13 protein-coding genes are annotated in these 23322 nt (G+C 69.6%); 11 read left to right on the forward strand and 2 right to left on the reverse strand.

Annotated elements, in window-relative coordinates:
• Positions 1–26: 26 nt before the first annotated feature.
• The 5 genes from ACF3M1_RS04830 (at position 27) to ACF3M1_RS04850 (ending at position 13008) form a co-directional block, all read left to right on the forward strand.
• The gene (locus tag ACF3M1_RS04830) at positions 27–2618 is read left to right on the forward strand and encodes a bifunctional aspartate kinase/diaminopimelate decarboxylase (protein ID WP_394004416.1); all 2592 of its coding nucleotides are present in this window, start codon (positions 27–29) and stop codon (positions 2616–2618) included.
• The gene (gene murL / locus ACF3M1_RS04835; RefSeq protein ID WP_394004418.1) at positions 2615–3991 is read left to right on the forward strand and encodes a UDP-N-acetyl-alpha-D-muramoyl-L-alanyl-L-glutamate epimerase; all 1377 of its coding nucleotides are present in this window, start codon (positions 2615–2617) and stop codon (positions 3989–3991) included. Before ACF3M1_RS04830 ends, murL begins: the two co-directional genes overlap by 4 nt.
• Positions 3972–5411, forward strand: a complete 1440-nt coding sequence (murD, locus tag ACF3M1_RS04840; RefSeq protein ID WP_394004420.1) for a UDP-N-acetylmuramoyl-L-alanine--D-glutamate ligase — start codon at positions 3972–3974, stop codon at positions 5409–5411. The genes murL and murD overlap by 20 nt, the downstream gene beginning before the upstream one ends.
• A 366-nt stretch (positions 5412–5777) precedes the next feature.
• Positions 5778–8831 (forward strand): hypothetical protein, encoded by a 3054-nt coding sequence (locus tag ACF3M1_RS04845; RefSeq protein ID WP_394004422.1) that lies wholly within the window; start codon positions 5778–5780, stop codon positions 8829–8831.
• Between the two features lie 7 nt (positions 8832–8838).
• Positions 8839–13008: a hypothetical protein gene (locus tag ACF3M1_RS04850; RefSeq protein ID WP_394004423.1), complete on the forward strand. Its 4170-nt coding sequence runs from the start codon at positions 8839–8841 to the stop codon at positions 13006–13008.
• 81 nt (positions 13009–13089) lie between these two features.
• Here ACF3M1_RS04850 and ACF3M1_RS04855 read toward each other — a convergent pair whose 3' ends face one another.
• Positions 13090–14088, reverse strand: a complete 999-nt coding sequence (locus ACF3M1_RS04855; RefSeq protein ID WP_394004424.1) for a polyprenyl synthetase family protein — start codon at positions 14086–14088, stop codon at positions 13090–13092.
• Between the two features lie 171 nt (positions 14089–14259).
• Between ACF3M1_RS04855 and ACF3M1_RS04860 the strand changes: the two genes are divergently transcribed.
• Entirely contained in the window at positions 14260–14778 is a 519-nt protein-coding gene (locus ACF3M1_RS04860; RefSeq protein WP_394004426.1) for a single-stranded DNA-binding protein, read from the forward strand.
• Positions 14779–14858: 80 nt separating this feature from the next.
• Here ACF3M1_RS04860 and ACF3M1_RS04865 read toward each other — a convergent pair whose 3' ends face one another.
• On the reverse strand, positions 14859–16586 hold the full coding sequence (locus ACF3M1_RS04865; protein ID WP_394004428.1) for a peptide MFS transporter: 1728 nt from the start codon (positions 16584–16586) through the stop codon (positions 14859–14861).
• 130 nt (positions 16587–16716) lie between these two features.
• Between ACF3M1_RS04865 and ACF3M1_RS04870 the strand changes: the two genes are divergently transcribed.
• The 5 genes from ACF3M1_RS04870 to ACF3M1_RS04890 all read left to right on the forward strand — a co-directional run bounded on the left by ACF3M1_RS04870 (position 16717) and on the right by ACF3M1_RS04890 (position 23296).
• A complete protein-coding gene (locus tag ACF3M1_RS04870; protein WP_394005183.1) occupies positions 16717–18681 on the forward strand; it encodes an alpha/beta hydrolase family protein in 1965 nt (654 codons plus the stop codon).
• A gap of 130 nt (positions 18682–18811) precedes the next feature.
• Positions 18812–20917 carry a prolyl oligopeptidase family serine peptidase gene (locus ACF3M1_RS04875; protein WP_394004430.1) on the forward strand — a complete coding sequence of 702 codons (2106 nt, stop codon included), beginning with the start codon at positions 18812–18814 and terminating at the stop codon, positions 20915–20917.
• 71 nt (positions 20918–20988) lie between these two features.
• Positions 20989–22248, forward strand: a complete 1260-nt coding sequence (locus ACF3M1_RS04880) for a DUF819 domain-containing protein (RefSeq protein ID WP_394004432.1) — start codon at positions 20989–20991, stop codon at positions 22246–22248.
• 201 nt (positions 22249–22449) lie between these two features.
• Positions 22450–22848 (forward strand): roadblock/LC7 domain-containing protein, encoded by a 399-nt coding sequence (locus ACF3M1_RS04885; protein WP_394004434.1) that lies wholly within the window; start codon positions 22450–22452, stop codon positions 22846–22848.
• 85 nt (positions 22849–22933) lie between these two features.
• Entirely contained in the window at positions 22934–23296 is a 363-nt protein-coding gene (locus tag ACF3M1_RS04890) for a roadblock/LC7 domain-containing protein (protein WP_394004436.1), read from the forward strand.
• The last annotated feature ends 26 nt before the right edge of the window (positions 23297–23322 follow it).

The following is a 23322-nucleotide window of genomic DNA, read 5'->3' on the forward strand; positions in this document are numbered from 1 at the left end:
CCCCCACCGTTCGAGACCCCACCCCGATGTCCTCACCCCCTGACGATCGCTGGATCGTGCTCAAGTTCGGCGGCACTTCGGTGTCGCGTCGCCATCGCTGGGACACCATCGGTCGGCTGGCGAAACGTCGGGCCGAGGAGCACGACGCGCGCGTGCTGGTGGTGGTGTCGGCGCTGTCGGGCGTCACCAACGAACTGACTGCGATCGCCGATGGCGCCACGGATTCGGCTGCGCGCGTCGCCGCGCTGGTCGAGCGCCATCGCGCGTTCGTCGCCGAGCTCGAACTGGATGTCGATGCGGTCCTCGGCACACGTCTCGCCGCCTTGCAGGCGCTGGCCACGGATACGCGCGCGGCGACGCGCCCGCTCGACTGGCAAGCCGAGGTGCTGGGGCAGGGCGAGCTGCTGTCCTCGACGATCGGCGCGGCGTATCTGGCCGCGCAGGGCCTGGATTTCGGCTGGTGCGATGCACGCGACTGGCTGGACGCGGTGGCGCTTCCGAACCAGAGCGACTGGGCGTCGCGTCTGTCGGTGAACTGCCAGCGTGAACCCGCGACCGACTGGCGCGCGCGGTTCGCGGCGCAAGCGCCGCGGATGCTGCTGACCCAGGGCTTCATCGCCCGTCACGGCGACGGCGGCACGGCGATCCTCGGTCGCGGTGGTTCCGACACCTCGGCGGCCTACTTCGGCGCGCTGCTCGGCGCCCGCCGCGTCGAAATCTGGACCGACGTGCCCGGCATGTTCAGCGCCAATCCACGCGATGTGCCCGATGCGCGCCTGCTCACGCGGCTGGATTACGCCGAGGCCCAGGAAATCGCGACCACCGGCGCCAAGGTGCTGCATCCGCGTTCGATCAAGCCCTGCAGAGATGCCGGCGTGCCGATGGCGATCCTCGACACCGAACGCCCGGACCTGCCGGGTACGGCGATCGACGCGAGCGCCGAGCCGGTGCCGGGCGTCAAGGCGATCAGCCGCCGCAACGGCATCGTGCTGGTGTCGATGGAAGGCATCGGCATGTGGCAGCAGGTCGGCTTCCTCGCCGACGTGTTCGAACGCTTCAAGCGGCATGGCCTGTCGGTCGATCTGATCGGTTCCTCGGAAACCAACGTCACCGTGTCGCTGGATCCCAGCGAGAACCTCGTCAGCACCGACGTGCTGGCGCGGCTGTCGGACGATCTGGCCGAGATCTGCCGGGTCAAGGTCATCGCCCCATGCGCGGCGATCACGCTCGTCGGCCGCGGCATGCGCTCGCTGCTGCACAAGCTGTCGGATGTGTGGGCCACATTCGGCAAGGAGCGCGTGCACCTGATCTCGCAGTCGTCGAACGATCTCAATCTGACCTTCGTCATCGACGAGGCCGATGCCGACGGTCTGCTGCCGGTGCTGCATGCCGAGCTGATCGACAGCGGCGCGATGCCGGTGCACGACGACACCGTGTTCGGTCCCAGCTGGCGCGAGATCGCGCATGGCCGCCGCGAACGTGCGCCCCAGTGGTGGCAGGGTGCGCGTGAGTCGCTGCTGGCGCTGGCAGAGCCCGGCCGGCCGCATTACGTGTATCACCTGCCGACCGTGCGCGAGCGCGCCGCCGCGCTGTCGACGGCCGATGCAGTCGATCGCCGCTTCTTCGCGATCAAGGCCAATCCGCATCCGGCGATCCTGCGCACGCTGGTCGATGCCGGCTTCGGTCTGGAATGCGTGTCGCAAGGCGAGCTCGAACACGTGTTCGCGGTGCTGCCGGATCTCGACCCCGCGCGCGTGCTGTTCACGCCGAGCTTCGCGCCGCGTGTCGAATACGCGGCTGCCTACGCACGCGGCGTCACGGTGACGGTCGACAATGTCGAAGCGTTGCGCAGCTGGCCCGAGGTCTTCCGCGGCCGCGACCTGTGGCTGCGTCTCGATCTGGGCCGCGGCGATGGCCACCACGCCAAGGTCGTCACCGGCGGTGCGGCGTCGAAGTTCGGCTTGCCGCTGGGCGCGTTCGATGTGTTCCTGATCGCGGCCGAAGAGGTCGACGCGCGCATCACCGGCATCCACGCGCATCTGGGCAGCGGCATCGAGACCGTCGCGCACTGGCGCGAGGTCTATGCGGAGCTGGCCGGGTTCGCGGATGCGGTCGGCACCGTCGACACGATCGACATCGGCGGCGGTCTGCCGATTCCGTATCGCCCTGACGACGTGCCGTTCGACATCCCGGCCTGGGCCGCGGGCCTGGCAGCGATCAAGGCCGAGTACCCGCGCTATCGCCTGGCGATCGAGCCGGGCCGTTATCTCGTCGCCGAAGCCGGCGTGCTGCTGACGACCGTGACCCAGGTGGTCGACAAGCTGGGCACGCGCCGCGTCGGCGTGGACGCCGGCATGCACAGTCTGATGCGGCCGGCGCTGTACGACGCCTGGCACGGCATCCACAACCTGACGCGGCTCGACGACGCGGACGAGACGACGGTCGAGATCGTCGGCCCGATCTGCGAATCCAGCGACGTGTTTGGTACGCGCCGCCGCCTGCCGGCCGCGACCCGCGAAGGCGATACCGTATTGATTGCCGACGCCGGCGCCTACGGCTTCGTCATGGCCAATACCTACAACCTGCGGCAGCTGCCGCAGCAGGATGTTCTGGAATGAGTGTTGTCTTCGACCGCCATGCGGTCCGCAGTTTCCGCTTCATCGATTGCGATTTCGACGTCGCGACCGGCGTCGCGCGTCTGCGCTACGCCTTCGACGATGGCCCCGAGCTGATCGAAACCGTCACCGTGCCGGGCGCGCCGTTCGAACTCGAGGCTGCACGTGCCGAAGCTGCGACACAGGCATTGCGCCTGCTGCACCTGATCGCCGGCGTCAGCTACTACAAGGCCGCCGTGCCGACGGACATCCGCATCGAGGGCTACGCGATCGATGCGCAGACCGCGGCGCTGCTCGAGGACGTGTACGTGCACGGGCTCGGCGAATTCGCGTATCGCAACGGGCTGGATCTGCACGAAAAGATCAAGTTTCCGCATGACGCAGCTGCGAACGCCGGAGCGCCTGCGCTGGGCCTGCGCACGCACGCGCTGGTCGCGATCGGCGGCGGCAAGGATTCGCTGGTCTCGATCGAAGCGCTGCGCGCGCTGGGCATCGAGCAGACGGTCAGCTGGATCGGCGGCTCGCAGCTGATCCGCGTCTGCGCCGAGCGCACCGGCCTGCCGACGCTCAACATCGGCCGCCAGATCGCCCCGGAGCTGTTCGAGTACAACCGCCGGGGCGCGTGGAACGGGCATATCCCGGTCACCGCGATCAATTCGGCGATCCTCGTGCTGGCCGCCGTGCTGCACGGCGTGGATCAGGTGGTGTTCTCCAACGAGCGCTCGGCGAGCTACGGCAGCCTGATCAAGGACGCATCCGGCGGCGAGACGCGCGAGGTGAATCACCAGTGGTCGAAGGGCTGGGCGTTCGAGCGCGCGTTCGGCGATCACGTGCAGGCGCGCGTGGCCGCGGACCTGCACTACTACTCGTTGCTGCGGCCGCTGTCGGAACTCGCGGTCGCGCGCCAGTTCGCGAAGACCGATCGCTACGACGCGCATTTCTCCAGCTGCAACCGCAATTTCCATCTGCTCGGCGAGCGGCCGGTGAACCGCTGGTGCGGCATCTGTCCGAAGTGCCATTTCGTGTTCCTGGCACTCGCGCCGTTCATGCCCAAGCCGCGTCTGGTATCGATCTTCGGCCGCAATCTGCTCGACGATGCGTCGCAGGTGCCCGGTTACGACGCGTTGCTCGAGTATCAGGACCACAAGCCCTTCGAATGCGTCGGCGAAGGCCGCGAATCGCGCGCGGCGATGGCGGCGTTGGCGAAGCGCCCGGAGTGGCGCGAGGACGCGATCGTCGCGCGCTTCGCCCGCGAAATCGCACCGCAGCTCGACGCGGATGAGCTGGATGTCGCCGGCCTGATGGCGGTCGAAGAGGACGCACACCGCATTCCCGACGCGCTGTGGGACCGCCTGCGTGCGCATCTCGCAGCTTGAGGCGATCGCCGCCAACGGCGGTCGCATCGCGCTGTGGGGCTGGGGCCGCGAAGGGCGGGCGGCGTACGCGGCGCTGCGCGCCGCGCGGGAATCGGGAATCGGGAATCGGGATTCGGTCGCACTGCCGCTGACTGTGTTCTGCACGGCGGACGAAACGGCCGAAGTAAGCGGTCTCGGCGATCCTTTGCTGCAGGTCGAGAAGATGGCCAGCAGCGAACACCTGGCGCGCTTCGACGTGGTCATCAAATCGCCGGGGATCAGCCCGTACCGGCCCGAGGCGATGGCGGCCGCTGCGCGGGGCACGCGTTTCATCGGCGGCACGGCGCTGTGGTTTGCCGAGCGTGCCGCTGCCGGTGAGGTCGCGGCCGGCACGGTCTGCGTCACCGGCACCAAGGGCAAGAGCACGACGACCGCGCTGCTCGCGCATCTGCTGCGCGCGCAGGGCCTGCGGACCGCGCTGGCCGGCAACATCGGCCTGCCGCTGCTGGAGCTGCTCGATGCGCAGGCCGACGTCTGGGCGATCGAGCTGTCGAGCTACCAGACCGGCGATGTCGCCACCGGGGGTGTGCGGCCTGATATCGCGGTCGTCACCAACATCTTTCCCGAACACCTCGACTGGCACGGCAGCGAGGCGCAGTACGTCGACGACAAGCTGGCGCTGCTGACACGCGCGCGGCCGCGCATCGCCGTGCTCAACGCCAACGATCCGCGGCTCGCCGCGCTGGAGTTGCCGGACAGCGAGATCCACTGGTTCGGCACGCCCGAGGGCTGGCATCTGCGCGGTGACGTCATGCACCGCGGCGACTGCGCGGTCATGGAGACGTCGGGCCTGCCACTGCCGGGCCGGCACAATCGCGGCAATCTCTGCGGTGTGCTGACCGCGATCGAAGCGCTGGGCATCGACGCCGCGCCGCTGGCGGCGGCCGCCGCGGATTTCGTGCCGCTGCCGCATCGCCTGCAGCCGCTGGGCACGCGCGATGGCGTGCTGTGGGTCAACGATTCGATCAGCACGACGCCGCACGCGAGCCTCGCCGCGCTCGATGTCTATCGCGATCGTCGCGTCGCGTTGCTGGTCGGCGGCCACGATCGCGGCCTCGACTGGCAGGCGTTCGCCGATGCGATGCGCACGGGCGCGCCGCACGCGATCGTGACGATGGGACAGAACGGCCCGCGCATTTTCGATCTGCTCGCACCGGTCGCGAGCGACGCCGGGTTCGCACTGTCGGCCGCCGACGATCTCGAGTCGGCGATCGCGCAGGCACGCGCGTCGCTGGATGGCGAGGGCGTGCTGTTGCTGTCGCCCGGCGCACCCAGTTTCGGTGCCTACCGCGACTACACCGCGCGGGGTCGCCATTTCGCCGCACTGGGCGGATTCGATCCGGACGCGATCACGGCGATTCCGGGGATCGGAATCGCCTGAATCCGGCGCGCACCCGGGTGCACAGCGAGCGTGGTCACGGTGTCCTGGTGGCCGGAACGACGCAGCACCCGATGGGCTAGCCCATCGCGCCCGCTCATCAGGTTCAGGCGCCACCCGCGACGGCATGCCTGCCTGGGATCCCGCCGTCTGTGCCCTGTCTCCCCGCGGACTGTGATGCGCAACGCAGTTCGCTCATCGAGGTGTCCGGTTTTTCGACCCTGCGGCGTTCTCTTGTGAGGTGAAGCGAGGGGCGCCGGTTCGGCTGCCCGCGTTCCGGCCCAGGGAGACTGCAGTGACACCATGGACTCGCGTGTGCCGGCGCTGCCGCACGTCGCGCCTCGCCGGATCGTACCGGGGCGCGCACCGATGCCGCTGATCCGTAGCTTGCTCGCCGCGCCGCTCGACACGCTGCGGCAGATCCTGAGGACGCTGATCGAGCCGCCGGTGCCGTCGCCGGTGCCGTTGCAGCAACAGCGGTTGGCGTTCACCGCCGAGATCGTCCGCGCCGACGACCTGCTGGTGATGACGCTGGAGGCCTACAACCTCGCACTGGACGAGACCACGCAGCAGCTGCGCGCCGATGGTCCCGGCGATGCGTTCATCGCGGTGCGCCTGCCGCCGCAGCACATCGTCGAGGAAACCTTCGCCGATGGCGGCACTGACGATGCGGTCACCGCGCCGCCGATTTCCGCGCGGCTGGCCGGTGACAGCCGTCTGGTGTTCCATGTCGCGCCGGCGTTGCTGCCGCTGGCGTGGTCGGTGGACGCCATCCTGACCGCGCTCGGCCGCAGTGCCCCACTGGTGCGCGACCGCACCGGCGCGCCGCCGCCGGCGCCCGGCGTGGGCCGCCCCGGCTGGTTCGGTGGGCTGGCCTCGCAGGTCACCGCGATCGAGGCGCCCTGGCGCCTGGTGCTGTCGCCGCATCCGCATACGCGCTGGGCGCATGCGGCGGCGCCCGTGAGGGATGCGGCCGGCGATGCGGTCGAGCTCTGGCATACCCGCCTCGGCGTGGCCGACAGCGCGAACGGGCCGGTCGACGAGACCGCGCGTCAGCGGCGGCGGGTGCGCGCGGTGCACTCGCCCGATTTCGGTCGCAACGCACCATCGGACACGTCGCCGTTCCCGGCGTCGCTGAGCCGGAAGGACCGGCGCGAACTGGTGCGCCTGAGTTCCGAGCGCAGCCTGCGGGGCCATGCGTCGGTGGCGGTGGACCAGCTGATCCTGTCCGCGCTGGGCGCCCACCTGCAGCTAGACGGCCAGTGGAACGCGCCGGGCATCGATCTGGTGCGTTGGCAGCATGGCGCGACGCTGGGGCGCGATCACCACGTCAAGACCGTTCGGCGTGGCTACCTGTTCCCCTGCGGGCACCGCGCGGCCCTGTTCAAGGTGACCGAACGCAAGCTCGCTCCCGCGCCGGGGCGCTGGTCTGCGAGCGCGTTCTCGCACACCCACCAGACGGTGCACGAAGGGGGCGGGCCACAGGCGTACCTGCGCACGCGCCGCTTCATCGTGGTGGAGCAGCCCGTCAGGACCTATGGCCATCGCCATGTACCGTTCACCCGGTGGGCGTTCCGCACGCTGGTGACGCCGCCGCTAGCTGATTCCGAAATGCTGGGGCCGGGCAGTGAAGCCGATGAGGCCGGCGCTTTCTGGCCCCGCTACGAGCGGGACGGTGTCGAACAGGACGTAGTCTTCGAGGTCGAAGCCACCGATCGCGAGGGACGCACCAGCCAGTTCGGCGTGCGCCAGCTCTTCGTGTTCGCATCCACCGGTGCGGACGCGCTGGCGCCGATCATCGATGCGTACAACGGGATCGCCGGGCCTGTGCCCGCCGTTCCGGAACAGCGACGTCGCTCGGATCTGGATCTGCAGCGCGTGGCCTATGCGCTAGTGCGCGAGCCCGGCGATACCGCGCTCGATACCGCGAGCATCCTGCTGGGCGCGCTCCGGGCCACCGGTTCGCCGCCGTTCCTGCCTGCGCTGGCATCGGCCGAGGTGATCGTGCCGGCGGTGAGGGAGATCACCGGCGCCGACGGCGCCAGCACCATCCGCTACGACCCGCACTATCTGGTCGCGCCCCCCAGTGAGTTCGGCAACTCCGGCGAAGTGTTCGCGCGCTTCGACGGTGCCCGCGCCGACCTCGCGTTCCCGGTGCAGAAGGTCGGCGGGCTGGTGGCCCCCGACCTGACGCCGCAGGGGCTGTCGCGCCGCTTCGGACCGGTCGGTGACGTCGAGGCGTTCGCGGCGGGGACGTTCAATCCCGCCGCTATCTTCCAGGGGGTGAATCTCCTCGGCGGCATCCCGTTGGGCGAGATCATTGCAGGGTTCGAGTTCGAGTGGCCGGAGCAGGCCGGCCTGTCCGTTCCGGGGCTGACCTCGGTGAGGAAACAACGCGATCTAGGCGACGGGAGGGGCCCGGTGCCGGTCGTCGAAACCCACTATCTGTGGGAAACCGGCGCGCTGGTAAAGCAGTCGATATTCGAGCCCGATCCCGGCGCCCGGTTCGTGCTGGATGCAATGCTTGTGACCCCGCAGCAGGGCGGAACGCCGCTGTTCGAGGTCAACGGGGCGCTGGAGAAGTTCCAGATCACCATTCCTCCAGACCATGCGTTGATCGCGGCGCGCTTCGACCACGTGCGCTTCTCGGCCGGCAGCGGCCGCAAGCTGGATGTCTCGCTGCAGTTCGCCGGCCTGGAATTCCGCGGGGCCCTGGCCTTCGTCGAAACCCTGCGCACGTACATTCCGCTCGACGGCTTCATCGATCCGCCGTATCTCGACGTGGATACCGACGGCGTGCGCGCCGGATATTCGCTCGGTCTGCCGACCGTGGGCATCGGCATCTTCGTGCTGCAGGACATCAGCGTGGCCGCCGGCTTCCACCTGCCGTTCGCGGGCGGCGCGGCCGGCCTGCGCTTCGCCTTCTGCGAACGCGACCAGCCCTTCCTGCTGACGGTGATGGCCTTCGGCGGCGGCGGCTTCTTCGCGCTGGAACTGACCACCGGCGAGGTCACCAACGTCGAGGCGGCGCTGGAGTTCGGCGCGGCGGTGGCGATCAATCTCGGCGTCGCCGCGGGCAAGGCCTCGATCACCGGCGGCGTGTACTACAAGCGCTCGCAGGGCGGTGCGTTCGTCCTGTCGGCGTACTTCCGCGCGGCGGGCGAGCTGAGCGTGCTGGGCATCATCAGCGTGTCGGTGGAGCTGTATGTCGGCCTGACCTTCCTGTCCAAGGTCGACGGCGGACAGAGTGCGCTGACCGGCACGGCGACCGTCACGGTGAAGATCCGCATCGCGTTCTTCAGCAAGACGGTCAGCATCGGCATCGAACGCCGCTTCGCCGGAAGCGATCCCAGCTTCGCCGAGATGGTCCCCGTTCCGCAGTGGGCCGAATACTGCGCGGCCTTCGCGCCCGAACCCGTTTGAGGCGCGCATGCACAAGCAGACACTGATCTTCACCGCGCTTCCCAACGGTCATGACCCGCAGGGCCGCGCACGGGTGTCGGTGCTGGCGTCGCCGCGGCTGTGGACCGGCACCGATGCCGACAGCCTCCCGCTGTCGACGTTCCCCGATCTGCTGGACTGGCCCACGCGCGTGGTCGCGCTGTCGTGGCAGGCCGAACTCGACGACGGCAGCCGGCTTCCGCTGCAGGCGGCACCGGTGGACGTGCCGGCGATGCGCGCGCTGTGGTCGGCGCTGTTCCGCGCCGATACTCGCGTGCAGCCGTACGTGTTCGAGGATTTCCGCGGCACGCCGATCGTCAGCGCGCCGTTCTGCACGCTCCACGATCTGCTGGCTGACCTGTACGCGCGTGCGTCCTCCGATCCGGCCTACGGCGCGGGCGCCGAGCGGCCGGCGCTGGAGGTGCTGGCCGCCGATCCGGACATCGGCGCCGTGGCCGAAACCTGGGTGCCCGATCCGGTGCCGGAGCCGTCGCCGCCGGGCACCGGAACGCCCCCGTTTCCGGACGCACCGCGCCATACCGAGGAGGTTCCGGTCTGGTCCTCCCCGGACGACGCGGACGACGCGCCGCCGCCCGGCTGCGGCTGCCTGACCTGGCCGTTCGGCCTGGCGCGCTGGCTGCTGGGCAAGATGTTCGGCCGGCCCGCGCCCTGGGTGGACAGCGACGAGCCGCCGGTGGAACCCGGCCCGCCGACGTCGACGCCATTGCCCACGGCGTCCTTCGACACCTCGGTCCTGCATCCACCACCGCCGCCTGCGCCGGACCCGCCGCGCAGCTTCGTCCCGCCGCCGCCGGCAAGCGCCCTGCATGCCGAGCGCCGCGCCGCGTTCGATGCGCTGGACGCGTTTCTGCAACCGTTCGACGAGACCGACCTGCCCCTGCCCGATGCCGCCGAACTGGCCGCGCGCTGGGATATCCACCAGGCCATCGCGGCGCTGGGCGATTTTCCCGAGCTGCTGCGTCGGCTCGGCCTGGTGATCGATCTCCAGGTGGCGGACGGCCACGTGCTGGACGATACGGTCACGGGCGTGCGGGTGCTGCCGTCGGGCGTGAGCTGGGCGTTGACGACGACCATGGTGTCGCCACGTACCGAAGTGCGCGTGGATACAGCCGCGGGTCGCTTCGTCGCGGCGCCCAGGCCGTCGGCGCCGGAGATCGTCGACGGCTTCCTGAGGGTGGACGACAGCGCGCGCTTCCGGGTGATCCAGAACGATGTCGTGGGCGATGCCAACAAGGTCCGCAACGCGGCGACGCGCATCCTGCGTTTCGGCCGCAAGGCCGACCGCACGTTCGGCACACCCGATACCGCCGGCCTGCCGGCGTTGCGTACCGCCGGCATTTCGCTGGTCCGCCGTGATACCGCGGGCGATCTCGCCCGGCAGTTCGAGCGCTCCTGCGCACTGAACCGTCACGTGGCGCAACGCGACCGCTCCACGCCGCCCGACCCGGTGGATGCGCCGCCGCCGGTGGCCGACGGCACGCTGTACGCCGAGGATCTGGTGCGCGGCTATCGCATCGATGTGTTCGACGCCACTACGGGCCGCTGGCGCTCGCTGTGCGAGCGCTCCGGTACGTATCGCTTTCTGGAGGCGCAACCTGCGCTGGTGTCGGTGACGGCCACGGACGAAGGCTTCGTACAACTGGCGACCACCGCGCCGCGCGACCCGGCGGCGCCCAAGAGCCTGCGCGTGGGCGAAACACTGTTCACCTGGAACGGCTGGAGTCTCGCGGCGCCGCGTCCGGGGCTCGCGATCATGCCGGACGACCGCCATGTCGATCCCGAGAACGACGCAATGACCCCATTCCGCGTGGAAGCCGACATCCACGCGCGACCCGGCAGCCTCCCGCGGCTGCGCTTCGGGCGCGAGTACCGGTTGCGCGCGCGGGCGGCGGACCTCGCCGGCAACAGCGTCGTCGGCCCGCAGGACGCGGCCTATGCCGACGACGGCCCCGCGGTCACCGCGCCCTTCACCGCCGTGCGCTACGAGCCGGTGGCGCCGCCGGTGACGATGCTGCAACGCCCGTCCATCGAGGGCGAATCGCTGGAGCGCATGGTCGTGCGCACGCCCGCTGAGGGCGTGCCGCGACCGGCCACGACGCGGCATGTCGCGCCGCCCAGGGCTGCCCAGCTCACCGCCGAACTGCACGGCGCGCTCGACGGCGTCGGCTTCGACGGGTCTCCGGCCAGTCACACGCTCTCGGCACGCGAGTCGGCGCGCGTCGAGGACGGCGCCGAACGGTGCCCGCCCGACATCGAGCTCCAACCGGACCTGCCGGCGCCGGACCCGGCGCAGTTTCCCTGGGTGCAGGCCGCCGATCGCCTGGTCGTGGCCTATCTGCCCGACCCGCAGGTCCACGGCGTGCTGTTCGACGGGCTGCCCGGCGAGACCGCGCCGGACGGGCTGCGCCGGATCGAATTCACCGGAACGTGGCCGGATCTCGACGCGTTCCGCATCCGGTTGCTGGCAGCGCCGGAAGGCGCAGCGCCGGCAGCGCCCGAGTGGCAACCGGCGGGAGATACGGCGAGCGGTGTACTCACGGTGCACCTGGCACCGGCGCAGCGCGCGGTGGTGCGGTTCAACAGCGTGATCGATCCGGACGATCTGCAGCGCCGTGGCGTGTGGGACTGGACCGAACGCCAGGCCCCGGCCAACCTGACCGAGGTCCGCGATCGCGCGGCCGCCGGCCAGCACTGGGCGCACATGCCGTGGCGCGAACTGATCCTCGTGCACGCGGTCCAGCAACCACTGCGCGCGCCGACCGCGGCCATCGTGCCGGTACGCGGACCGGGCGCCACCGATTCCGGGATCGGCGGCAGCTTCGAAGCAGAGCCCGCCAGCACCGGCCGTGTGCAACTGCGCGCGCGCTGGGTGGACTGGGTGGACGATCTGGCGCGGCCGGTGCCCGAGCTGCACACGCGCGAGGCGCTGGTGGGCGAAAGCCGGGTGCCCGAGGTCGCCGGACCGGCGCCGTTCGAGGACGCCAACGCCGAGCCCGGGGAGGCCGGGCCGACCGACGGGCCGCCGGCTTCGATCCTCCTTCGACACGAATTCCACGACACCCGGCATCACGCCGTGGCCTACACGCCGGTGGGGGTGACCCGCTTCCGCGAGTACTTCCCGCCGTCGACCAATACCGAGGCCAACACGACGCGTGCGGGTGCCGCAGCCCCTGTCGACGTGCCCAGTTCGGCCCGTCCGGAGCCGCCGCGGTTCCTGTACGCCGTGCCGGTGTTCCACTGGGACACGCGGCCGGCGACGCCGGGGCGCCTGGAGCGCACGCGGGAGGCGGGACTGCGCCTCTACTTCGATCGGCCCTGGTATTCGTCCGGAAACGGCGAACTGCTGGGCGTGGTGTTTCTCGACGACGAGCCGTTCCCGGGTGCCGACGACCCGCGCGCGGCATGGGCCACGGTGTGGGCCGGTGATCCGATCTGGCGGGGTGCCTCGGGGCCGGGTTCGGCCACCCGGGCATCGTTCCCGGGCGCGGTGGCCGCGTGCCGTGAACGCACGGTGCCGGACGGGGGTGCGACGCGGGTGTCGGTGGCGGGGTTCAAGCCCGAATTCGACCTGGAGCGCCGGCTGTGGCGGGTCGACGTACGCATCGAGACGGGGGACGTGTACTGGCCGTTCGTACGTCTGGCGCTGGCCCGGTTCCAGCCGAAATCACTCAAGGGCGTGGAACTGTCAGCGGTGCGCCGCACCCCGTTCCTGCAGATTCCGCCGCGGCGACACGCGGTGCTCACGGTGGCGGACGGTTCGGTCTCGATCCGGGTCGAGGGCCCGGCCCCGGTGGCGTCGGAGGCCAGCCGGCGGTACCCGGCGGCCCGTACGGCTCGCAACGGGCTCAACGAGATCGAGGCGGTCGTCGAGCGCCTGCGCCCGGGCGGCGACATCGACGATCCGCTGTCGTGGATGCCGCTGGAGGCCTCGCGCCTGATGATGGTGCAGGCACCGACGGCGCCGGGCCTGTGGCAGGGCACGCTGTCGCTGGCCGAAGCCTCGCCGTCGGGCCGGTACCGCGTGAGCCTCCGCGAGTACGAGTGGTTCCGCAGCGATGACGCGGACCCGGATGCAGGTGATCGCGACCTCCGCTTCGCGCGCCGCCTCATCTATGCCGACGTGTTCGTGCTGGATTGACGCCGCTCGCGGCGTCGGTAGCGGGACGCGCCGTCGCATCACGCTGTCGCAGCGCCACGATGCGGGCGCTAGCGAGGCGCGTCAGTGCCCGCGCTCGACGGCGTAGCGTGCGAGCCCGCGCAGCGCAGCCACGGCATCGTTGTCGCCCAGTCCGGCAAGCGCGCGTTCCGCGGCTTCGGCATATTCGAGCGCGCGGGCGCGGCTGTAGTCGAGGCTGCCGGCGGCGTCGATCGCGGCCAGAACCTCTGGCAGCGCATCGGCATCGCCGGTTTCGACGATGGTTCGCAGACGCGCGCACACGTCGGGCGTGGCCTGCGCCATCGCGTGGATCAGCGGCAGCGTGGCTTTGCCTTCGGCGAGATCGTCGCCGAGGTTCTTGCCCAGCGCGTCGGCATCGCCCGAATAGTCGAGTACGTCGTCGGCGATCTGGAACGCGTAGCCCAGTTGCATGCCGTAGTCGTACAGCGCCTGCTGCGTCGCGTCGTCGGCGCCGGAGGCCAGCGCACCGAGCTTCGTGCCGGCGGCGAACAGCACCGCGGTCTTGCGCTCGATGACGTTGAGGTAGGCGGCCTCGTCGGTGTCCGGGTTGCGCACGTGCAGCAGCTGCAGCACTTCGCCCTCGGCGATGCGGTTGGTGGTGTCGGCGAGGATGCGCATCACCGGCATGCGGTCGAGTTCGACCATCAGCTGGAAGCTGCGCGAGTACAGGAAGTCGCCGACCAGCACACTGGCCGCGTTGCCCCAGATCGCATTCGCGGTGCTGCGGCCGCGGCGCAGATCGGATTCGTCGACCACGTCGTCGTGCAGCAGGGTCGAGGTGTGGATGAACTCGACGATCGCTGCCAGCTGGTGGTGTTCGGCGTCGACGGTGCCGGTCGCGCGGCCGGCCAGCATCACCAGCATCGGCCGCAGGCGCTTGCCGCCGGCCGAGACGATGTGTTCGGCGACCTGGTTGATCAGCACGACGTCGGAGGCCAGACGGTCGCGGATCAGCGCGTCGATGGCGGCCATGTCGCCGGCGGCGAGGGCCTGGATCGCCGGCAGGTCGAGCCGGGCGGCCGGCGGGGCGATGGTGTTCATGCGGGATCCGGGTCAGGCAGGCCCGGAATTATAGGCAACGCCCGACGGCGGCGTGCGGCGGCACCCGAGTCCCGCCTCCGGGATGACCGGACGGCGGGAGGCTGCCGGCTTATACTGTGATGTCGAAGTCCATCACGCCGGACCAGCGCCGGCGCAATCCAAGGAATTCCCATGGCCCGCGGCGTCAACAAAGTCATCCTGGTCGGCAATCTCGGCAACGACCCCGACACCAAGTACACCCAGGGCGGCATGGCCGTGACCCGCATCAGCCTGGCCACGACCAGCGTGCGCAACGACAAGGACGGCAACAAGCAGGAGCGCACCGAATGGCACCGCGTGGTGTTCTTCGGCAAGCTCGGCGAGATCGCCGGCGAGTACCTGCGCAAGGGCAGCCAAGTCTACGTCGAAGGCGAGATCCGCTACGACAAGTACACCGGCCAGGACGGCGTGGAGAAGTATTCGACCGACATCGTCGCGAACGAGATGCAGATGCTCGGCGGCCGTGGTGACGGCGGCGGCGGTGGAGGCGCTGGCAATTACGAGCGCGGCAATCGTCCGCAGCGTTCGGCCGGCGGTGGCGGTGGCGATGCCCCGCAGCAGCGCGGTCCCGCGCCGTCGCGCCAGTCGGCTCCGCAGCAGCAGCGTCCCGCGCCGATGGACGACTTCTCGGACGACGACATCCCGTTCTGATCGGACGTCACGTCGCCCGATGTACTGCACGAACCCCCGAGCGATCGGGGGTTCTGCGTTTCAGGGATCGGCGTTCCGCCTCAGCGCACGCCGTGCATCCAGCGCCGCACCAGCGGCGACAGCACGAAGTAGGCGATGCCCGAGCCGACACCGATCCACAGCATCGGCTGGAACAGATCGGCATAGCGCGTTGCCGCGACCGCCATGTCGAAGGTCTCGCCTTCGAGGACTTCCATCGAGGTCAGCTTGCCGAACTGCGCGGCCAACACTTCCGAATACGCGGTCGCCAGCCAGAACGCGCCCATCATCAGTCCGACCACGCGCGGGACCGACAGCTGGGTCACCGCCGACAGGCCGATCGGCGACAGGCACATCTCGCCCAGTTCCAGCAGGAAATACGCCAGCACCAGCCACCACACGCTGGCGAGCACGCCGCTGCCGGCCGACTGCGCAGCCAGCATCAGCGGCACGAAGGCGAGGCCGGCGAACACCAGGCCGACCGCCATCTTCGCCGGCTTGCTCGGATTGAGCCCGCGACGGTCCAGCCATGGCCACAGCCACGAGAAGATCGGCGCCAGCACGACGATGAAGAACGCGCCGAGGAAGGTCAGCGAGCCGGCCGTCTGTGGCACCAGCACGACATCGTGGACCAGCGCGATCGCCAGCGCGACGACCATCGTGATGACCGCCGCCTTCGCCAGCCCGCCATGGCCGCGGTCGCTGGCGCGCAGCGCGGTGACCATCAGAACCGGGCTGCTGGCGAGCGCGAAGATCGCCCACGGAATGCCGGGCTGGTAATTGCCGGGCGTCAGGCCGAACAGATCCTTGGTCAACATGCGATCGGTGAACGTGACCCAGGAGCCGTAGGTCTGCTCGTAGAGGGTGAAGAAAATCAGCACGCCAATGATCAGCAGCACCAGCGCCAGCATCTGCTGGCGTTCGACCTGCGTGCAGTGGCGCACGAGGAACCAGATGAACCACACCGCGAGCGCGGCCGCGATCAGATGCATCGCGCCGTGCACGGTCCAGGTGCGCTGGATCAGCTGCCAGACCAGCGCGGCCCCGGCAAAGCTGCCGATGTAGATCCACCACTCGCGCGACAGCGGGCCGACGCGTTCGCGCAGCTTCGCCGGGTCATTCGGCTCGGCGAGACCGTAGAGATACTTCTGGCCCCAGATGAACACGATCAGCCCGGCGATCATGCCGATGCCGGCCGCGCCGAAGCCGTATTTCCAGCCGTAGGTCTCGCCCAGGAACGCGCAGACCAGGCTCGCGAACAGCGCGCCGACATTGATGCCGGCATAGAACAGCGTGAACCCGGAATCGCGCCGCGGATCCTCGGGCGCATAGAGCTTGCCGACGATCGTCGAGATGTTCGGCTTCAGGAACCCGACGCCCATGATGATCAGCGCCAGCGACAGGTAGAACACCTGCAGCGCGGCCTCGTCGCGCACCACGACGCCATCGACGATGCGCGCCTGTTCGCCCTCGTAGGCCATGCCCAGATGCCCGAGCACCAGCAGCACGCCGCCGAGCACGACCGCCTTGCGCATGCCCAGATAGCGATCGGCCAACAGCCCGCCGATCACCGGCACTGCATACACCAGACCACCATAGGCGCCGAGCAGATCGAAGCCCGCGTCGTCGCCGAACAGGTGGTACTTGAGGATGTAGAGCAGCAGCAGTGCCTTCATTCCGTAGAACGAGAAGCGCTCCCACATCTCGGTGAAGAAGCAGACGAACACGCCTTTGGGGTGGCCGAGGAAGTCGGAGGCAGGCGACGGACCGGCAGACAGCGAGGCGCCCATGGCGCGCTCCGGAGGCGATGAAGGCGCGAGTATAGGAGCGCGGGTGGACGGCGTGCGCTGCCTCGCTATCATCGGCGCGGCGGTGCGCGGGGACGCACGGCACTCGACCGATTTCGCAAGGGGAGGCGTCATGGTCCGCAAGGGACTGCAGTGGGTGTGCGCGTGTGTGTGGGCCGTGGCCGTGTTCGGCGCACAGGCGCAGGTGGATCTGGGGCCGTTCGTCGAGAACGACGGTGTGCGCGACATCAAGATCTCGCCGACCGGCGAGTTCTATGCGGCGACACTGCCGCTGGGGGAGCGGTCCGCTGTCGCGGTCATGCGTCGCTCCGATCAGACGATCGTCGGCAGCCACCAGTTGCCGGGCAATACGCACATCGCCGATTTCTGGTGGGTGGGTGATCAGCGCCTGATGTTCGGCCTCGCCGAGCGTTTCGGCGCGCGTGACTTTCCCAGCCCGACCGGTGAACTGTTCGCGATGAACGTCGATGGCAGCCGGCCTCAGCTGCTGGTCGGCTGGCGCGTACGGGAGAACAGGACCGGGACCAACATCCGGTCGTCGGCTAAAGAAGAGTTTGTCCACGCCTGGCCGATCGACCTGCTGCCCGACGATCCCCGGAACGTGCTGGTGGCGGTCTCGCCGTTCTCGAAGGATCCGTTGACGCGCGTGGACCGCATGGACGTGCAGACCGGTCGTCGGACGACGATCGCGACGGCGCCGATCTATCGCGGGCAGTTCCTGGCCGACCACGCCGGCGAGATCCGCTTCGCCGTAGGGGCGCGGGGCGACAACATCAGTCGGCTCTATTATCGTGCGCGGCGCGGCACGGACTGGCAACTGATCAACGACGAGGGCGAAAGCGGTCGCATCGAGACGCCGATCGGCTTCTCCGAAGACGATAGCGTCGCCTACCTGCAAGTGTCCCAGCCGAGCGGCCCTGATGCGGTGATCGCCTGGACCATCGCCAGCGGCGAGCGCCGCGAACTGGCACGCGATGCCGCCGTGGATCCGGAGCTGATCATGCGCCCGGGCACGGTCGCCGCGATCGGCGTGCGGTATCTGGGCGCGCCGCCGCGCACCGCGTTCTTCGATGAGGCGGGGGACGACGCGAAGCGCATGCGCATGCTGGAGAACGCATTCCCGGGACACGTGGTCCGGGTCGCCTCGGCCACCCGTGATGCGGGCACGCAGATGCTGCTCGTCACCAGCGATACCGATCCCGGCAGCTTCTACACCTTCGACGTCGCCGGCAGGCAGGCGGATTTCGTACTGCCGCGGCGGGCGCGCATCGATCCCGCGCGCATGGCGACGATGCAGCCGGTCTCGCTGCAGTCGCGCGACGGCCTGCCGCTGCACGGCTACCTCACCCGGCCCGCCGGCGCGGGCGATGCGCCGCTGCCGCTGGTGGTGATGCCGCACGGCGGCCCGTTCGGCATCTTCGACGACTGGGCCTTCGAACCCGACGCGCAGGTGCTGGCCCAGGCGGGCTATGCGGTGCTGCAGGTGAACTTCCGCGGCTCCGGCAATTACGGGCGTGCGTTCCGCCAGGCCGGCGCGCGCGAGTGGGGCGGCACGATGCAGGACGATCTGACCGACGCCACGCGCTGGGCCGTCGCCCAGGGCCATGCCGACGCCGAGCGGATCTGCATCTACGGCGCCAGCTATGGCGGCTACGCCGCCCTGATGGGGGTGGCCCGGGAGCCGGACCTGTACCGCTGCGCGGTGGGGTATGTCGGGGTCTACGATCTGCCGCTGATGCGCACCCAGGACCGGCGCGGCGGCACGTCGGCGCGCACCTGGCTCGACGAATGGGTCGGCAACGATACGGCCCAGCTCTCGGCCCGTTCGCCGACGCGTCTGGCCGACCGCATCCAGGCGCCGGTGCTGCTGGTCGCCGGCGGCGAGGACGAGATCGCGCCGGTCGAACACACCCGGCGGATGGAGCGCGCACTGCGCGCGGCCGGGGTGCCGGTGGAGACGCTCTACGTCGCCAACGAAGGCCACGGCTTCTACAAGCCCGAGAACCGGCGTGCGTTCTATACGAAGCTGCTCGGATTCCTGTCCGGGCATCTCGGCGGCGCGACCGCTCTGGAGTGAGGCCAGGCGGTGACTGCGGACCCGGCGCGCACCGCCCGGCGCGCCGCCGGCACCCATGCGCCCGCGGGGCCGCTTTGCCTGCATCGCGGCCCCGGCCTACCATTCGGGCTCTTTGTCCGGAGTCCGCGCCATGTCCTTGCGTCTTGCCGTGTTGCCCCTGTGCCTGCTCGCCGCGCTGCCCCTGGCCGCGCAGACCCGGGGACTGGATGTCCGCGACCTCGTCTCGATCGACCGCGTCTCGTCGCCTGTGCTCTCGGAGGACGGCCGCCAGCTGGTCTTCGCCCAGCGCAGCGCCGAGGCTGACGGCAGCAAGGCCGAGACCGCGATCTACGCGCGCAACCTGGTCACCCGCGACATGGCGCCGCCGCGCCGGGTCACTCCGGCGGGCTGGAACGTCAACTCGCCCTCGCTGTCGCCCGACGGCCAGACCCTGTACTTCCTCAGCGCCAAGAACGGCAGCGCGCAGCTCTACGCAATGCCGCTCTCCGGTGGCACGCCGCGCCAGCTCACCGATGTCGCCATCGACGTCGGCAGCTACCAGCTCTCGCCCGACGGCACACGCGTGGCGTTCAGTGCCGACACCTTCGCCGACTGCGGTGCGGACCTCGCCTGCACGAAGGCGCGCCTGGCCGAGCGCGCCGACGCCCCGGCCTCGGGCGTGATCTACGACCAGTTGTTCGTGCGCCACTGGGACACCTGGCGCAACGGCACCCGCAGCCGGCTGTTCGTCGCCGACCTGCCGGCTGCGCGCGCGGCCGCGGTGAAGACCGTGCGTGCGCTCGGCCACACGCTCGACGGCGACATTCCGGCCAAGCCGTTCGGCGGCGCCGACGATTACACCTGGGCACCGGACGGCCAGTCGCTGGTCGCGAGCGTGCGTATCGCCGGCCGCACCGAGCCGTGGTCGACCAACTTCGATCTCTACCGTATCGACGCCGTGGGTGATGCCGCGCCGGTGAACCTCACCGAAGCCAATCCCGCCACCGACACCGGCCCGGTGTTCAGTGCCGACGGCGGCACGCTGTTCTACCGCGCGATGAAGCGCGCCGGCTTCGAGGCCGACCGCTACGCGCTGATGGCGATGGACCTGGCCAGCGGCCAGGCCCGCGAGATCGCGCCGCGCTGGGACCGTTCGCCGAGCAGCATCGCGCCGTCGGCCGATGGCCGCGCGCTGTATGTCGCCGCGCAGGACACCGGCCAGTACCCGCTGTTCCGCGTCGATGTCGCCAGCGGCGAGGTCACTCCATTGGTCGGTGACGGCTCGGTATCCGCATTCGCGGTCGCCGGCGATACCGTCGCGCTCACCCGCAACAGTCTGCAGACCGGCGACGTGCTCTACACCGCGTCGCTGCAGCAGCTCGGCGAGGCGGGCGAGGGCGAGCCGCCGCTGCGCAAGATCACCGAGACAGCCGCCGAGCGCCTGCCCGACGTGGCCTTCGGTGCCGCCGAGCAGTTCTCGTTCCGCGGCGCCGGCAATGCCACCGTGCACGGCTACGTGGTCAAGCCGTGGAACTACCAGGAAGGCCAGACCTATCCGGTCGCGTTCCTGATCCATGGCGGCCCGCAGGGCAGCATGGCCAACGGCTGGAGCTACCGCTGGAACGCGCAGACCTATGCCGGCCAGGGCTATGCGGTGGTGATGATCGATTTCCACGGCTCCACCGGTTACGGCCAGGCCTTCACCGATGCGATCACCGGCGACTGGGGCGGCAAGCCGCTCGAGGACCTGCAGAAGGGCTGGGCGGCCGCGCAGAGCCAGTACGCCTTCCTCGACGGCGACCGCGCCTGCGCGCTCGGCGCCAGCTACGGTGGCTACATGGTCAACTGGATCGCCGGCAACTGGTTCGATCGCCGCGGCAACGCGCCGTTCAAGTGCCTGGTCAACCACAACGGCGTGTTCGACACCCGTTCGATGGGCCTGGTGACCGAGGAGCTGTGGTTCACCGAGTGGGAGTTCGGCGGCACCGTGGCCGCTAATCCGCGTGCCTACGAAAAATTCAATCCGGCGCGCCACATCGAGAAGTGGACGACGCCGACGCTGGTGGTCGCCGGGCAGAACGATTTCCGCGTGCCGATCGACCAGAGCCTGTCCTCGTTCACCGCGCTGCAGCGCAAGGGCGTCGAGTCGAAGCTGCTGTATTTCCCGGACGAGAACCACTGGGTGCTCAAGCCGGCCAACAGCATCCTCTGGCACGACACCGTCAACGCCTGGCTCGAGCAGCACATCGGCCAGTAAGCGTTATGGAACGGCCGGCTCCAAGCCGGCCGTTCTCCTTCTGACATCTTCTTTCCCGGAACACCCCGTCGATGGCGATCGAATCCACCGTGCCGTCCAACGCGCTGATCACCAGCGACATCGTCCTGTTCGGCCTCATCGCCGCCACGCTGGGCCTGATCTTCTGGCTCGCCAGCGGGCCGACGCCGTTCTGGAAGAAATTCTTCGCCTGGGTGCCGGCACTGCTGCTGTGCTATTTCGTGCCGGCGTTCTACAACACGGTCGGCCTGATCGACGGCGAGAACAGCGCGCTCTACAACCCGGTCGCGAGCCGGGTGCTGCTACCGGCGGCGCTGGTGCTGCTGACGTTGTCGATCGATCTCAAGGGCATCCTGCGCCTGGGGCCGAAGCTGCTGTTCGTCTTCGTCGCCGGCACGTTCGGCATCGTGCTCGGGGCCGTCGTGTCGTTCCAGCTGATGGAATGGATCTGGCCCGCGGCCGTGGCCGGGGACACCTGGAAAGGCATGGCGGCGCTCGCCGGCAGCTGGATCGGCGGCGGCGCGAACATGGTGGCGATGCGCGAGGTGTACGAGGTCGATGCGACCCTGTTCGGCCAGTTCGCCGTCGTCGATGTCGCAATGGCCAGCGCCTTGATGGCGACCCTGCTGTTCCTGGCCAACCGCTCGGCCCAGATCGATGCCCGCTCGGGCGCCGATACCCGCGCGATCGACGAGATGAAGGCGCGCATGGCCGCGTACGAGGCCGCCAATGCGCGGATTCCGACGCTGTCCGACCTGATGGTGATCATCGGCGTGGCGTTCGGGCTGGTCGGCCTGGCCCATGCGATCGCCGCGCCGCTGGCGGCGTGGTTCGGCGCCAACGTCGCTTCGGCCTCGCAGCTGAGCCTCGACTCCGCCTTCGTCTGGGTGGTGTTGCTGGCGACGGCGGCCGGGCTGGGCCTGAGCTTCACGCCGGTGCGGCGCCTCGAAAGCGCGGGCGCGTCGAAGATCGGCACGGTGTTCCTGTACTTCCTGATCGCCTGCATCGGCATGCAGATGGATTTCACCAAGCTCTTCGACCGGCTCGAGCTCATCGCGATCGGCGTGATCTGGATGACCGTGCACGTGCTGGTGATCTGGGGCGCGGCGCGGCTGGTGCGCGCACCGATGTTCTATGTCGGCGTCGGTTCGATGGGCAACGTCGGCGCCGCCGCGTCGGCGCCGGTGATCGCCGCGGCGTTCCACCCGACGCTGGCGCCGGTCGGCGTGCTGCTGGGCACCGTGGGCTATGCCACCGGCACGGTCGTCGCCTATTTCACCGGACAGCTGCTGCGGCTCATGGCCGGGCAGTAGCGCTGCGACGCGCACCGCGCAAGAACTCGACGCGTCAGAAAATGCCGCGATCGGGCACATTCAAGAGCAGGTCGACACCGGTTCACCTTGATCGTGATCACATCGCAAGCGTGCAGTTGGCACGCGTCGTGCTTCCGAGAACGCCGTTCCCGGAAACCGGTCGTGATCGTGCAGCAGGCAACGTTGGAAAAGGTCGTCAGCATGAGCGCGCGTGCGCCAGACGCCGCGCAGGCGGATGCGGACGCGATCCGTAGCGAATTCGAACGCGTGCAGTCGCGGGCGAAGGGCGTTTCGATGCTGCTGCTGTCCACCGCCGACGGGCGCGCGGTCGCCGATTGGACCCATGCGCGGCTCGACCCGCGCCGGGTGGCGGCGATGACCAATTCGTTCCTCACGCTGGGCGAGACGCTTGCCAAGGAAGTCGGCATGTCGGCCGCCGACCACGCCACGATCTCGACCGGGCAGGGCAGCCTGGTCGTCATCCGCATCAACGGCGCGAAGCCCTACACCCTGGCCGTGCTCGGCGACCAGCAGGCCACGCTGGCGGTGCTGCTGTTCGCCGCCCGCGAATGCGCGGCGCGCATCCGCGACCGGCTCTAGTTCGTATCTCGTGGCGCGACCGACCACGCGTCGCGCGTGCGCGGTCACACCCTCCGCTCGACCACACGTAGGAAAAGGACATCAGATGGCAGGCAATCTCAGTCTCGATCAGCTCAACGGCATCGCCGGTTTCATCGGTGCGGCCCTGGTCGACAGCGACAGCGGCATGGCATTGGGCACTCTCGGCGGCGGCTCGCTGGATCTCGAGATTGCGGCCGCGGGCAACACCGAAGTCATCCGCTCCAAGCGCAACGTCGCCAAGATGCTCGGCCTGACCGACACCATCGAGGACATCCTGATCACGCTGAGCCACCAGTACCACCTGATCCGCCCGCTGGAGAGCAACGGCGCGCTGTTCCTCTACGTGGTGCTGGACCGCACGAAGTCGAATCTCGCCATGGCGCGCCATGAGCTGAAGGCGTTCGAGCGCACGCTCGACTTCAAGTAAGCCGATTCGTCCGACGCGACACCGAC

Source organism: Luteimonas sp. WGS1318, from assembly GCF_043187535.1.
Classification (GTDB): Bacteria; Pseudomonadota; Gammaproteobacteria; order Xanthomonadales; family Xanthomonadaceae; genus Luteimonas.